The sequence below is a fragment of the Chitinophaga sp. genome, assembly GCF_039596155.1.
Lineage (GTDB): Bacteria > Bacteroidota > Bacteroidia > Chitinophagales > Chitinophagaceae > Chitinophaga.
In genome coordinates, this window is record NZ_JBCNKF010000027.1 from 36,110 (window position 1) to 50,558 (window position 14,449).

At 39.2% G+C, this 14,449-nt stretch carries 10 protein-coding genes and 1 tRNA gene; 3 read left to right on the forward strand and 8 right to left on the reverse strand.

Annotated features, from left to right (window positions below):
* The first annotated feature begins 321 nt into the window (after positions 1–321).
* Entirely contained in the window at positions 322–582 is a 261-nt protein-coding gene (locus tag ABDW33_RS23065; protein WP_343692519.1) for a zinc ribbon domain-containing protein, read from the forward strand.
* A gap of 492 nt (positions 583–1,074) precedes the next feature.
* Here the strand turns inward: ABDW33_RS23065 and ABDW33_RS23070 are convergent, their stop codons facing one another.
* The 8 genes from ABDW33_RS23070 to ABDW33_RS23105 all read right to left on the reverse strand — a co-directional run bounded on the left by ABDW33_RS23070 (position 1,075) and on the right by ABDW33_RS23105 (position 12,047).
* Complete coding sequence (locus ABDW33_RS23070; RefSeq protein WP_343692461.1) at positions 1,075–3,480, reverse strand: hypothetical protein; 2,406 nt, start codon at positions 3,478–3,480, stop codon at positions 1,075–1,077.
* Positions 3,449–4,549 carry a hypothetical protein gene (locus ABDW33_RS23075; protein ID WP_343692462.1) on the reverse strand — a complete coding sequence of 367 codons (1,101 nt, stop codon included), beginning with the start codon at positions 4,547–4,549 and terminating at the stop codon, positions 3,449–3,451. The genes ABDW33_RS23070 and ABDW33_RS23075 overlap by 32 nt, the downstream gene beginning before the upstream one ends.
* A gap of 9 nt (positions 4,550–4,558) precedes the next feature.
* Positions 4,559–5,377 carry a hypothetical protein gene (locus tag ABDW33_RS23080; RefSeq protein ID WP_343692463.1) on the reverse strand — a complete coding sequence of 273 codons (819 nt, stop codon included), beginning with the start codon at positions 5,375–5,377 and terminating at the stop codon, positions 4,559–4,561.
* Positions 5,378–5,412: 35 nt separating this feature from the next.
* Positions 5,413–6,927: a hypothetical protein gene (locus ABDW33_RS23085; RefSeq protein ID WP_343692464.1), complete on the reverse strand. Its 1,515-nt coding sequence runs from the start codon at positions 6,925–6,927 to the stop codon at positions 5,413–5,415.
* Positions 6,893–8,971 carry a hypothetical protein gene (locus tag ABDW33_RS23090; protein ID WP_343692465.1) on the reverse strand — a complete coding sequence of 693 codons (2,079 nt, stop codon included), beginning with the start codon at positions 8,969–8,971 and terminating at the stop codon, positions 6,893–6,895. Before ABDW33_RS23090 ends, ABDW33_RS23085 begins: the two co-directional genes overlap by 35 nt.
* Positions 8,972–9,024: 53 nt before the next feature.
* Positions 9,025–10,848 carry a patatin-like phospholipase family protein gene (locus ABDW33_RS23095; RefSeq protein WP_343692466.1) on the reverse strand — a complete coding sequence of 608 codons (1,824 nt, stop codon included), beginning with the start codon at positions 10,846–10,848 and terminating at the stop codon, positions 9,025–9,027.
* A gap of 488 nt (positions 10,849–11,336) precedes the next feature.
* Positions 11,337–11,420 (reverse strand) — tRNA-Leu (locus ABDW33_RS23100).
* An 84-nt stretch (positions 11,421–11,504) separates the two neighbouring features.
* A complete protein-coding gene (locus ABDW33_RS23105) occupies positions 11,505–12,047 on the reverse strand; it encodes a hypothetical protein (RefSeq protein WP_343692467.1) in 543 nt (180 codons plus the stop codon).
* A 356-nt stretch (positions 12,048–12,403) separates the two neighbouring features.
* Between ABDW33_RS23105 and ABDW33_RS23110 the strand changes: the two genes are divergently transcribed.
* Both ABDW33_RS23110 and ABDW33_RS23115 read left to right on the forward strand, forming a co-directional pair.
* Positions 12,404–12,721: a hypothetical protein gene (locus tag ABDW33_RS23110; protein ID WP_343692468.1), complete on the forward strand. Its 318-nt coding sequence runs from the start codon at positions 12,404–12,406 to the stop codon at positions 12,719–12,721.
* A 450-nt stretch (positions 12,722–13,171) separates the two neighbouring features.
* The gene (locus tag ABDW33_RS23115) at positions 13,172–14,296 is read left to right on the forward strand and encodes a DUF5009 domain-containing protein (RefSeq protein WP_343692469.1); all 1,125 of its coding nucleotides are present in this window, start codon (positions 13,172–13,174) and stop codon (positions 14,294–14,296) included.
* Positions 14,297–14,449: the final 153 nt, after the last annotated feature.

Consider the following 14,449-nt stretch of genomic DNA (forward strand, 5'->3'; position numbering starts at 1 on the left):
TTACAAAACGGTTGTTTCCCTCTCTCTCAGAGAAAGAGTCCGCAGGCAGAGAGGTTGGACTGGTAGCCAATAATGATCACGCTCCCTAGTGAGGGTAGAACCTTTATTACCAACCAAAAAAATGATCTTGCTTCATCTGCTGCACCAGCGAAAGGGGGGGGCTTTTGGGACCTGTTGCTCAACTGAGTATTTCACTACAAAACTAGCCACCTGCCTTGGCTCTTTCTTGCTGCCTTTAAAAATGAGGCAGCATATTGTGTAAAAGGGATTCATCAACCTATTGTGTCAAAACAATTATTTGATGACGTTCAGGATATGTTAATGGGCAAAAAACGTAAGGCGAGGGTTAATGTCTTTACGGAAATCGATATTCATCTACCTCTTAGGGGATTTCTGACCTGTCAGCGTTGTGGTAAGCCTTTAAGTGTAAGTGGTTCCCGTGGTAACGGAGGTGTATACTACTATTATCACTGCCAGTCTGTTAAATTGTGTAAGAAGCGGTTTCGAACCGAAACTGCCAATGAGATATTTGTAAAGCAACTGAGTCAAATCGCTGTAAATGCACTAATCATAGGCAACTAATCAATAGAACATGCATTTAGTATGTTCAATTGAGTAGTTGCCGGGTATAGTGACATAACTTGACATAATTCGACAAAATTCAGCATAATTCTTCCCAAAACTGCCTAAAGCGGAAAGTGAATTTTTACGTTGGTTACTTTTTTTTTATATATCATCAGCATTAAACAGGAAGCCCAACACCGTTTACCCATTAAGCCAACATTAAATGACGCAAGACAATTGCTACAGGCAGATATATATGCTTATACAGAAGAGGAACTTCCCCTGATTATTGATTTCATATATCGGTTAGCTGCCATTGACCTTATCATTTATGAAGAATCTTTAAGAAACGATCGTTAATCAGTTCTTAACTATCTTTGATGACAGAGTGAAAATCTAAATTATAAGATAATCTCGATTTTATTATTTAAACACTTAACGAAATAGTCCCATTTAAGAATTGTTTTCCTCTACCATCGAAAGAATTTAAGTTCCAAAGCACTTCTGGAATCAGATTTCCATGACCTCTGTTTTCAGGATATTAAAATCAGCTATTTTCTTATGGAAGTAACTATTTACATATGTACTATAATAAGGTAGTCCTTCTATCAGTCGTTGCTTTTTTTCACCCTCCTGAATGATCTGCATCGCTCCTTTAAAATCGCCGCGCTGTTTCAATAACCTTATTTCAGCTAAAATAATTTCAAGTTCGCTGGTATTATAAGTAGCGCTATCATCATAAGATATTTCGATGAATCGGAAATAAGATTTCGCAAGGTTCATTAACGCTTTGGCGGCATCAATACTTACATAAACATCGCCCACTTTGTTTTCTTCAATTAACCTCACTTCAAGGTCTGCCAACAAGTTACAAATGGCTATAATGTTCTTGTAAATTACTTTGCGGATTAAGCCGTATTTATGTTTTCCTGCAATCCATTTAATATAACCGTCCTTTGCCATCATCAAATACTCCCGGGCAGTAAATGCATCATCTTCAACGAACTTATTATTGATAATTCCATCATACAACCTGGCCACATACAACATACCCGTACCATGTGAAAACCGTGGATCGGAAAATCTGTCTTTTTCAAATGTTTTACTTAATTTGATGCCTTCTTCAATGCGGTTATTCCGGCGGTATAGCCATAGCAACAAATATTGGATCTCCGGAAGTACAGCCGTTTTATGGGATTCAAACGTTTGAATATGTTTTGTCTGATTAGATTTTCCAACGTCTACTTTTTGAAACTGTATACCGCAGACCTCTACCAGCATTTCCAGGTTGTTTATAATCTGCTCCTCAGTAATTAATTTATTATTTGTATCATTGGGTTGATTACTTTGAGCAACAAAATTGAGATATGAAACAAACATATCTTTAAATATTTTGCCTTCTATATGCTTCACTTCGTTCGCAGAAATAATATCAATAATTTTATGCAAATGGAGCTGTAATCTTTTTTTGTCGGGGTTTTTAAAAACTGCAGACAGATTTAGAAACCCATATACTATTTCCTGCTGTTCATTTGTGAAATAAACATTCAGGTCCAGTAAATACGGCAAGTGATGAAATGGATCCCTGATCGTATCGCAACCAAACTTATAAACCGGGTCATAATTTACTAGCCCACTATAAACATCCTTGATGCTAATAGTCTGATTCAACCTGGAAATAGACTGGTCCAACCGCATATATGTACCCTTCAGTTCGGACCAATTACTCTCCAGTTCCTTTACAGCATCTAAAATCCTCGTATCTACACTTCCACCCTGTGGCTGATCGTCCAGGTTATATATACCATTATATTGATCGTATAACTTTAAATAGAAATGATTGTCTACAACATTGGCATTCTCCCGAAATAACTGATCAATTGACGTATTGATTTCTTCCATACCGGGATTACTATTTCCCGGCACATACTCCACATCACTATGCCGGGCCTTGAAGTTTTCCTTTATTGCGTTCAACACAGAAATTCCTTTTTCTACATTATCTTGATAGTCCCTGGATATGATCTTCAGCAGAAAATAATGATAAATATTCCTATGTATATTTACAAAAGTGCTTCCCAGTTCATGTTTACAAAGCGTTACAAGTTCCTCCGTTTTCTTGGCCGTAGAAAAATAAATCACTTTACATTTAAGCCCGGAATCCCTTATCTTTTTATCTATTTTAACAACCCGTTCAATCGCTCTTATATCCCTGTAGGTATTATCTAGGTAAATATTTCTCAGCTGAGGATCTTCAATGGCAAGCAATCTCAACTTAATTTTATCAATATACTTTCTGAAAACATTAACGGACAAGCCAGACGGCACACTATCCTCAAAAATATCCCTCAATTTCCCTATAAGCTCTGACGGGAAATTTTTAAAGTCATATACATCCAATCTATCAGTAAGAAATGAAACGAATTCAGTTAATATATTTCCCTGCTTTTTGTTAATAATTAACATGGCTAATATAAATTCCAGGTTACTTTCGAAAAAAGCCTTCACTTTTTCAAGATCCTGGGTAAAATCCTGGGTTATTTCCCGCAAAGATTTTAAATTATCAAGAATTCTCGCTGCATCTGCTAAATGTTTGCTAAGCTTCTTCTTAACAAACAAAAACTCTAATTTATATTCATCCAGCAGCACAGATTGGGCATCACTATGACTTCCAAAGAAATGGTCATAACATATATATTTGTGCGCCCTATGCTCAATATTCTTTTCAGAAAAGAGGTTCTTTTCAAAATATGGTAGATAATTTTCTACCATATCAAATGTATCAATGGCATATACAAATCGAACACCCAGCGTGGTCCGCTTAAAGTCATCAATAACAATATCAATATCCTGTGGGGTATACCAACTAAATAAAAACTCCCTGTCATTCAACGAAATCGGCTTCTTTCCGGTCATAATTTGAATATTTTTTTATAATATTTTCCATTACTTCATCTATTTTCCAGCTCTCTGGTGATGCCTTACCGAGATACTCGTACTCACTATCAGGGCGCTCATCATCATGAATAACTTCACCTATCCCGTTAACTTCCATTAAGCTAAGTTTTTCCATATCAGCGCCAACGTCCAGTAACGATTCATCCACCTTCCACACACTTAAAACACTCATTTCCACATATTCCGATCTTAGCATCCATTGAAAGAGAGAATTATTTTTCGTCACATCATCTTCCGTGATATGCTTCCTGTTAAATGAGTTGGATATAAAATCACTAACTGCTTTCTTATATTTTCCATCCAGAAAAATCTCTTTATTAAATAAGTTATTTAGAGTCACTTTTACGTCCTGAAAAAACGTCCCTCCTTTCCCAAGAAAAATCAAATCAGAAAATGCAATACATCCGTTTAGACTATTTAGTTTTTTAAATCTGTCCATCACCTCACCCCAAAACTCATTTGCATCCAGCTTACTCTCTGAAGATGATATTTTGTTGGAAAGCTTCTGTTCAAATATGTTGATATTATAATCTGGTTTCAGCCGTTGCTGCAGGGCGGCAGATTTACCGTAGAGTTCAAAAAAATTGGAAATCTCCAGTCTTGTATAAATATTCAGATTTTCATCGTCTACATATTGAGCTAGGTACGAGACAACCTCCTCTTTTTTACCAAAAAATAACAAGACCACATTCATCCCAATCTCCATTTCAGGGTTATCCTCCTCATCTGGTCTATCTACTCTTTCAGATTTGATAAATGTGTAGATAGCATCCTGCCCAACCTTCACAGTTATCCCTCTTTCTACAGTAATTATTTGTTCTCTATCAATATCTATTTCCTTAAATCCATTAATTATCCCATCTTTCACTTCCTGATAAAAATAGGTCTGTTGGCTGTTTTTAAATATTGACATCACAAATCGCCCGCTACCGGGAGCAGGCTTTACAGCGCCTATATAAGTATAATCAACCGTTTTGTGTACAGAATTTACAACATCCTGCAGCAGATTTCTCACTTTATATGTCACAATAAGGAGTTAAATATTCTCATTAATACAACTGAATGCTTTACATACATACTTTTCCTGACTCATCTCCTTCAATACTCTCTTCACCTCGGTCCTTAATAATTGGTGGCAATCAATAGGAGGCAAATCCTGATGTTTATCATATTCATCCTCTCCGTAATAGGAAATGGCTGCTCCGTTATACAATTGTTTAAATGCATCTTCTTTATAACTGTCATTATCACGAACAATAGAAGGAAGTATGATATGGAATGGATGCATAGGCATTTTGTCTAAATACCTTACTTCTATGGATGCTGATGGATAACCATATTTGTTTTTTTTCATCTTGTAAACATCACGGATGATGCTCAAATCATTTCTTTTTTGTACCAGCAGATCTAGTCTTTCAAAATGTATTTCATCACTTAGAAAATTATCATTGTCCCCAAAAAGCAAACTGACAAAGACGGGTAAAATGCAGAGACAGGGGTCTTCATAGGAAAAATTGCTTATAGTATAATTTTCGTTCCCTGTAACTTTACTCAATAGACTGGCATCAAATGAAGATACTTTGTTTAGTTGGAAATTATCAAACTTGTCAAAGTTGAATAAAAATGTAATTGGAGGATAAGCGTCAATTTTACCACTATCATTCTCCCTGAAATAAGGTCTCCCATAGTACAACAAAGCGCTGCGACTATCATATGGTTTATAGTTTAACAACTCAATATCATACTTTCTCTCAAATATGCTGGGGTCTTTAAATGTCACTGTGTAGCAAAGACATAATGAGGCCGGTACCTTACTGGACTTTTCTGCGTCCAGCAGTTCTTGAAATACTCCCACTTTCTTCTATCATTTTGGTTACAAAGGATTGTTTGTTATTTTTTCTTTGCGCTAACTTTATATTCTATAAAAAACTCTTCTTCCCTGCAAGCGTTCCGAAACTCGTAAAATTCCTGCTTAGTCATTCTTTTCTTTTTCGTAGCCTCAATGTGCGGTTTTAAGAGCATTGTATTTTCGTCATTCGCGAAAATATTTTCATCGTTCATGATCAACAATCTACCCCTGCTTTTTATCAGCAATTCACTTAACAGATCATAACTTGGCATAGTACGGCTCCATCCGGGACCAATCTTATTATAATCGAGTGTACACATTGTTACTAAATCACGGTGGTTCATCATTTCTAATCCCAATGCCCTGGGAGTACCATTGTAACTTAAATGATGTGAAACTTTGTAGAACACCGTCCTGTTTAGCAATTCTTCTGTTAAATGCTTCTGCCCGTTCTTTTCTTCGGTGTCCCATTTTAGATCATGCCAGGCAGCCCATCCTCCATATTCTGTGTCCCCAGGAAACAACAATACTTTACGGTCATTTTCTTCTCCAAATTCTATCGCAATAGCTAGGCTCAGATTATTTGTAACGGTGTTCACTCTCAATCCCAGTTCCCCTGCCCCATAAAGCCAGTCATGATCTATTTTCCGCCATTCGGATTCCTGTTGATACCGGCTCAGTAAATCATCCTCTGATACAACGTAACTTTCATCAAAAGGGGATGTACTGTTCCTGTCGCTGAGTAATGCTTCAGAGAAACCACGCCATTCCGCTACATCCATATAATTGCGGGTATAATGGCTCCCCTCTTTCACAGATTTTTTCCGAATCTGTTCCCATGAAGTAGATGGCCCCATGATATAAATCTTCACTCCGTCTAAACCTCTAATATTTCCACGTATAGAACCAGGCTCCGGATAGGAAATTTTATTGGGAGCACCTATTATCTCCTTTACCACATTCATACCTGCCAAACCTCCTTTATATTCATAATCCACTCCTTTATCCATATGTAAATCGGCAAATTCCATAATCTTCTCCACCATCTCCCGCTTTTTTATCATCAGCGGTTCTCCATTCATTTCATGCTTATACATATCTTCAAAAGCCTGCGTGGCCACTGCCTGTTTAAGTCTGGAGGCAGCTTTTGCTAAAGCCTTTTTCTTCTGGCCGTAATCCTTTTTCCATTTATTTGCAAGAGGCGATTCTTCATTTTCCGTCCAGGCCAGCCATACATTTTTTACATTTAGTTTTTTAGTAATCAATTCTTTGCACACATCAAATCCATGAACATGGTCTTTATGTTCATGCGTTACAATCAACAGATCTATAGAATTACTTACGTCACCTAATAATTTCTCAATAACCGGTGCCATGTCTTCATAAGTACCCTGGCAGGTACCACAATCAATCATCATTTTAAATGTGCATTCATTCTCTGCTTCAAAAAACAAGACAAAACAATCACCAGTGCCCATTTTATACATGCGTACTCTTATATCAGTTATCTGGCGCATAAAATTAGTGTTTATGTAGTAATGCAAATGGTTCATCATGAATGGTATCGACCATCGGCTCGAAGTACCGGTTATATTCACTGGCGCACCTGTTCCTGTGCTCCACCTGGTAGTTGTATTGATGTTCAATACGCGTCATATTAAGTTTAATATGTCCATTCGTTGTAAAGCATTCTAAATCAAGCAACGGTTTACTAATTGCATATTTTAATTTCATCGTATCCATATCAAAAATGAGTGTGCACCCGCCTGAAAATACTAATTGTTTTTTCTTACCGTCTTTTTCTGTATTTGAAAGCTCAGAGCGTTGTGTAATAGCGAATACGATCTGATTTATCTGGCTCCCATCTGGCCCTACTCTTGATACCAACCTTAACTGTTGCACAGCAAACGGAGGTCTGTCATAATTATCATCCTCTGTTTTATTACCAAATTTCTTCCAGGTATTAAAAAAGATCAAACCGGTCAGTACTTCAAAAGCGTTTTCCGCTTCAATCTTCTTTTTATTACTGCTATTAAATTCGTTATCAATTTGTTTTTCCAGACCCAGAAACTCATCGTTCCCTTTTCCCGACATGTACCTTCTGGAAATGTCATATATTTTTTTTCTATCTTTTACATACACGATTTCATCTCTATACTTTTTTAGAAATTCGGAAATAATGTCCAGCGGCCGCTTCACGACCTTATTAATATCCACAGGCAGTCTATACCGTAAGCTATCCACACTCATGGTCCGGATTCCTTCGGGGTAAATACCCCGTTTTTTGAAAGCTTCAATAAAAGCCAGCCTGTAGTTTTTCACATCTTCCTTTACCAGGTCAACATCAGCAGTAATTATACCGCGCAGGAAATCCCCAAATGTAACATCCACTGGAGGCAGATAGTCTAGTGCCCTGATACACATGCCCAGCACATGCTTAGCAGCTCTCGAAGCCTCCGTTGCCAATCTGTTTACCAGATCAGGATGTAACTCTCCCTCTGGAAGTACGCCGGAGCCGTTGGTATAAATCCTTAATAAATCCGCCGCACCTTTTTTGTAAATATTGATAAATGCCTCGAATACGGCTGCTACCAGAATACTTCCTCTGGCATGTGGCTCCATTTGGGTTTGATACTCTGTTCCATCTGGCTTGGCGGGCTCCCAGCGCTTCTCTTCCTCATTAAATTTGCCAATGGCCATTCTAAGACTACCATACTTACCCATCGAATAACCAAACTCCTGCGCAATCTCACCCAGCAAGCTTTGTTGAGCACCAATATCACCTCTTGTTTTTGAAATCTGATCTTTCAGTACTTCTGTAAAAGTAAAATGTTGAAACAGCGCAACGATGTCCGCAAAGGCTTCATGAAATGCATGAACATCCGGGTTCGTGGGTTCATTATAATGACGATGCAAGCCATCAATGATAGCGTGTGTTACTTCGTGCGCTATAATATCATGATTAAGACAGGTAAAGATAACGGCGCCTGGCATCTGCAATGTAACATTTGCAGGCGAGGCGTTAAAATATCCAAATAACAACGCCTTTTTCTGAGGACTATAATAAGCGTTTGCTTCTCTTAACGCATGGGGATAAATGCGTAAGCGTTGAACGTATTCCTCTTTTTTTTGCTTAAATTTCCTCTTCTTTTTCTTATCAAAAATCTCCTCAAAACAATGCCTGCTGGCCCAAATAATTTTACGACCTAAGCTCCTCTCAAAATTCATAATAGTGGTCATTGCCACTGCATACACCATTTGCTGATGAAACATAGGATTACTTTCACTGGGGTCAAGTCCATCCTGTGCCAGGATATAAGTTTCATTCAGATTAACAGGTTTGTAAAACTTCTTGGTTGTCGGGTCATAATCTATAATTTCAAGATATTCCCCAACAGGCCCGGCACCCTGCTTTACATCAGATTCATTCTTTTTAGTCCTTGTGCTGTTATTTCTTAATTTTTCAGTTTCAGCCGGTTCTAAATCTTCCCAAAGTACATTGTAAACAATCTGGTTAATAGATGCGGTTTCCATCTTACTTGACAAAGCAGGATCAAATGTATAACCCCTTAGCTTCCGAAATGGAGGTACAATTTTCATGGCTATTAAGAATCTATTTAAGAAATCAGATTATCAGGAGGCCGCAGATTGATCTACTTTATCAGTTTCCTATACAGCCAAGAAGGCTCTTTCTGGAACTTTCCCCAATCTTCAATCAGCTGTTGTTTTAATTTTATCAGTCCAGGCGTGGCATCGTCAAACTGCCAGACGTTGATCATTAGGTGGAAACACATGGTAGCCTGACCCGCAATAATGATTGACTCCATTCTCTTCTCCGCTACATCGTGTGCTGCAAACCATAAGGTAGTATCCATTTCCAGGCCTCTGTCAACGATTGCTCGCAATTGTATAGAAGGTTGCAGATACTGAGACAAGTCTGTATTATTATCTTTGCTTAATTTTAACCCTACATATTCAGGTCTGGCCAGAATTCGCTTCAGCATAAAATCATTCTTTGTGGATAACAAATACAATGCTGTTACCCCCATATGATCTCTCCAGCCCTTTCCGGGATTTAGCGGCACAGGCACTGTACTTTTATTAGCACCCTCTACCATTTTTTTATAGACGTCCAGCTCCTTCACTGCAAAGAGATAGTCATAGCTGATTCTTCGGATCTTTTTAAGATATACTGTACTGGCCAATAGCAGTACTGAAGTCAATCGTGACTGCAGCATTGTCAGCAACCCACCTAAAGGCAAACTAAACAATTGACCTTTATATTTATTGAAGGTAGTGCCCCAGGAGTCGGTGCCCTTTGGAGCTAACCGCTCCACTAATACATTCACTAATTTCCTTTTAAGAATCGACCAGAGTAAAACCGGAATAACAATGGCCGCTGCTGAGAAGCCTGCCAGCACTAATCCTAACCTGGATATAAATGCATTCAATATTACTCCCGCAACAAATAGAATAGCTGCCACCGTCAGGTATATGCTTATGCCGCGTTTGATCTTGCTGATTAATGATGGGCATGATTGTTTTAGCCATTCGGCGGATGATGGCGTTGGGTATTTGAACGGTTCCGACAGAAAATTACTGGTTACGTCGCAGGAAAAATAAAAATCGAACGACTGCTGATGTCTGCTATCAGCTAGTAAAAAGCCATAGACACCCTGATTATCATCTATACCCCCGTCCATAAAACCGAAAATAACTTCATCATTTGTTTGAGAAGCCGCTGTTTCTTTTTCTGTATAATTATTACTTTGATAAATTGCCTTGTTCAATTGTTGTTTGGTAAGGTCACTATGCGTAAAGTCAAATGGAAACATAACGGGTTCAAACCCTGCCGGGAAACAGGAAGAACAGGCTAATATATCTCCCAACAAAATTTTACCTGCGGTTTCCTGCGATTCTCCATCCTTGTTAAAATGCAGAAATTTATTCCCTATCAAACCAGTCCCTGTTCCAAAACGGAAGTTCATTCCATTATCAAACTCGGTTGTATTAATACAGATCTCATCCACAATATATCCCTGCCCCGATCCCACTTTTTTCAGATCACTTAATTTTCCTCCGGCAAACACCCGTTCGTTATAAACAATAGCAAATGCGTTGATCAGGTTTCGATTTTTCTCTGGTCTGTTTGTCCAGATGCTGTCGTCATGCAGCGTTTCAAAGACTCTATCAATAAGTTTATCGCCGGTCATAAATGCCACTTGTTCCCTGAATATATCTTCAAAGCCCACTTTCTCCCTAAGCTTATAACTCATAAACAAATTGGTAATACTGCCGCCCGATGCAGAAGAAATAAACTTTACTTTGTGCAGTAGCGGCTCACCTTCATAAGGCAACTGATGTAAAAAAGAAGCACATCCTAAAGTGAAAGAAGCAGCCCTAAAGCCTCCGCCTGAAAAACTCAGCGCAATATTCTGAATCCCGTTTGGAAGAACAGGTAATGTTGGGGTAGACATAAATTAATTATAATGTAAATGCTAATTTAAGATTGCATTAATAGTTGATATAATTTAATGGACGAAATTATACCGTATTTTATTCCAAATCAATACCAACTAGTTTGTATTTTTCGTTAAACGCCATACTCAAAAAATAGGGGTTTCGGCTGAAGAATTTAAGGACATAAAGACAGATCTACTAAAGAAGATAGAAGAGCTTGAAAGGAGGAAAACGAAGTTGCTATCAACTAAGGATAACTATCTGGAATATTTATCCCATGGGGGAGAAATCATAAAAAACATAGCCACACGCTACATTACAGCCTCCCCAGTCGGCAAAAAGCAAATCGTTGGTTCGATATTTCCTGAAAAACTGATTTTCTCAGAAAATCAACTTCGAACCGCCGAACCTCATGTATTACTAGAGCTAATAACGCGGTCCAGAGCGGACCTTGACCCCCTAAAACAAGAAAAGGTCGGAGATATCTCCGACCTTTCCGCCTTTGTGCCCAGAACAGGAATCGAACCTGCACTCCCTTTCGGAAACAAGATTTTGAGTCTAGCGCGTCTACCAGTTCCGCCATCTGGGCATAACAAGTACCACCACTTGCGGGGTGCAAATGTATTTAATTTTTCGTCATCTCAAAAAATAATTCTTCCGTTAAATTCCCCCATCACCCACCCAACACCAGCTCCTTCTCCGTCGCATTCCCTGGCAAGTCCACCGCTATAATCACTATCTTCCCTTTAACCGGCCTGTCAACCACCTTATAATACCAATCCACCCCATTCCGCCCCACAACAGCCCTTCCATTTTCCCGCACCTTTCCCTGCTCATCAACCACCCGTACCTGCACCTCCGCTATCCTGAATTCATCCTTCGCCGTCACGACGACAGTATCCTCTTTCAGTGCTATCTGCTGTACTTCGGGAGATCTATACGCATCCTTAATCGCCATATTATAAGCATTCTGTCCCGGACCGGCCAACGATTGATAATATGCCTTTACCTCCGGATCCTTCAGAATCTCCTTTGCATAAGCTGCCGCAATAGCCATTTTTTCCCTGGCTGCTACCTGCTTTTTAGTCGGTTTTTTCTTTGATTTGGCGCGTTTTTTAGCCATTATAATCTGGCCATTTCTTTCGTAGATCGTAATCTGATCGCCAAGCGTGCCTCGAACGGCATGAAGAAGTAAGCTGTCTTTTACAAGAGCCATAACAAACAATTTGATTCAATTTAATAAATAGTACTTGTCTACAGTGAAACATTTGTACTAAATGAGTACTAATACATCACCAATTTATCACTACATGTGCACCTCAATATCCAATCGATATACAAGTGTACTTTTGATGTACTTGTAATGTACTATTGATGTAGGTATCACCTCGAAAGCTCATTGAAGCTGCCCCCTGTTTAGCCAAAGGATTTCATCATCACCGGTTACATGACAATGGTAGTTTTCCTATATTTATCTCCAGTTCACCCGGACTAAATCGGATAGTGAATTGTTACACCCATACTTCCGCCATTCCAGTACTTTCTAATCCGCAGGATCAAAAACGCTCAACCATGAATAGACGCAACGGTATTATGACAGCTATTACACTCCTGACCCTGTTAGTCGTATTCTATTGGTTTCACGGTAGCTCCTATACACAACTACAACCAATCCAGGTCGACGATGGTAAAATGGTCGTAATTCCCCTCACCAATAATATGATCAGGAATTTCCCTGCTGTATTGCAATACTATCATGTGCCCTATACAATAAATGGCTCCGGCTTGTTGATGATCCCGGTCAGATATGCCAGAGACAGGGATCTCCTGTTGACGATGACCAATTGCACATTAGATAGTACCCAAATGAAAATGATAAGAGGAAAATAGAACTGCCTCATTTTGATAGGAAAACAATCGCTCTTTATAAATTTGCTTTCGGTCAATGTTGAAAGAAACAATAGATGGATCTGAAGTCGTCGGTTGTATCAATAGGGTAGAGGGCAGCAAAACCAAACAGTTATTTTTGCATCTTAAGCACTTGTAAATAATGCCTTTTACATAGGTTAGTGAGCTTTCATGTACCGGTAAGCGTTATCTTCCCCCGCCGAAGATTATTGCCTTTCATGAATAGTAAGTATTGCCTTCCCGCTGCCGCGAAAGTTTACTTTTCGTCAGCCCGTACGTATTATCTTTCATTAAACAGAAGTATGTCTTACCTTATTTATACAGCTGGATTTGCAGTAAGTATGCCCCACACGACTATATCCACCTGTCGCCCCCTCAAATATCTATAAACATTAAAATAAAATCCCTATTTTGTTATTGTAATGTTCGTTTATGAAAAACTTGTCTCAACGTCTCTTATCTATCGATGCCTTCCGCGCTATCACCATGCTTACCATGATCTTCGTCAACGACGTCAGCGGCGTATCCAACATACCCGCCTGGATTGACCATGTAAAAGCCAATGAAGATGGGATGGGTTTTGCAGACACCGTATTCCCCGCGTTTCTGTTTATCGTCGGACTTTCAATCCCATTCGCGATCGGCAAACGCATTACCAAAAAGGAGTCTTTTATAAAAACTGAAGGACATATTCTAACCCGTTCACTCGCGCTGATCATCATGGGATTCTTTCATGTCAACCTGGAAGGATATAACAGCGCGACTGCGCTACTACCTTACGCAGTATGGGAAATCCTGATTACCATCGCATTCTTCCTGATATGGATGGACTATAAAAAGAAACAGTACCTGCTACAGGGATTGGGTATTGTATTACTAGTTGCTATGGCAGCATTATATAAAGGAGAAGGCGGACAATGGATGCGGCCTTCCTGGTGGGGCATCCTTGGTATTATAGGTTGGGCATACCTCGTCAGCGCCACGGTATTCCTGTTGGTAAAGGGCAAGTTCCCTGCATTGGTAGCCCTGCTGGGTGTATTCCTGGCAATCAATTTTGCAAAGCATACCGGCGTGTTGTCATTGAATATACCCATCATTGGAGACGCTTCTTCTATTAGCCTAATCATGGCAGGCGTGGTCATTTCCAGCATACCTAAAAAAACGATTCCCCTGCTGGTAGGGATAGGCATCGCCGCTATTGCTATCGGCCTGATTGTAAGGCCTTATACAGAGGGTATCTCAAAGATCCGTTCAACACCCAGCTGGGTATTGATCTGTGCTGGTATCAGTACCGTCGTATTCGCAGGCATGATCTGGTTGGTAGACCAGAAAGGAAAGATGCACTGGTTTTCCTTTATCAAACCTGCAGGAACAAGTACGTTGACCTGCTACCTGATACCTTATTTATTATATTCAATCATGCTATTGGTTAACTTTCAGTATCCCGCTTTTCTAAACAGCGGACCGGGTGGCATTCTCCGTTCCATAGCAGTGGCTTTTATTGTCATTTGGATAGTGGGGAGAATGGAGAAAATCAATATAAGACTGAAGATATAATGACAGCGATAGAAAACGAGGTTGTATCAAAAGTAAAATTTCCCGGATTTAATTCAAATACCTGATGGAGAGGAATTTTAAATTCTCAATGTCTTCAAATTACTTTGGATACAACCTCGTTGAAATACATAATATGTTGGTTTAAATGGAAGC

Coding starts and splice junctions, on each gene's coding strand:
- ABDW33_RS23085 (WP_343692464.1), bottom strand. CDS start 6,927: ATGATGAACCATTTGCATTACTACATAAACACTAATTTTATGCGCCAG.
- ABDW33_RS23065 (WP_343692519.1), top strand. CDS start 322: ATGGGCAAAAAACGTAAGGCGAGGGTTAATGTCTTTACGGAAATCGAT.
- ABDW33_RS23105 (WP_343692467.1), bottom strand. CDS start 12,047: ATGGCTCTTGTAAAAGACAGCTTACTTCTTCATGCCGTTCGAGGCACG.
- ABDW33_RS23070 (WP_343692461.1), bottom strand. CDS start 3,480: ATGACCGGAAAGAAGCCGATTTCGTTGAATGACAGGGAGTTTTTATTT.
- ABDW33_RS23090 (WP_343692465.1), bottom strand. CDS start 8,971: ATGAAAATTGTACCTCCATTTCGGAAGCTAAGGGGTTATACATTTGAT.
- ABDW33_RS23115 (WP_343692469.1), top strand. CDS start 13,172: ATGAAAAACTTGTCTCAACGTCTCTTATCTATCGATGCCTTCCGCGCT.
- ABDW33_RS23095 (WP_343692466.1), bottom strand. CDS start 10,848: ATGTCTACCCCAACATTACCTGTTCTTCCAAACGGGATTCAGAATATT.
- ABDW33_RS23110 (WP_343692468.1), top strand. CDS start 12,404: ATGAATAGACGCAACGGTATTATGACAGCTATTACACTCCTGACCCTG.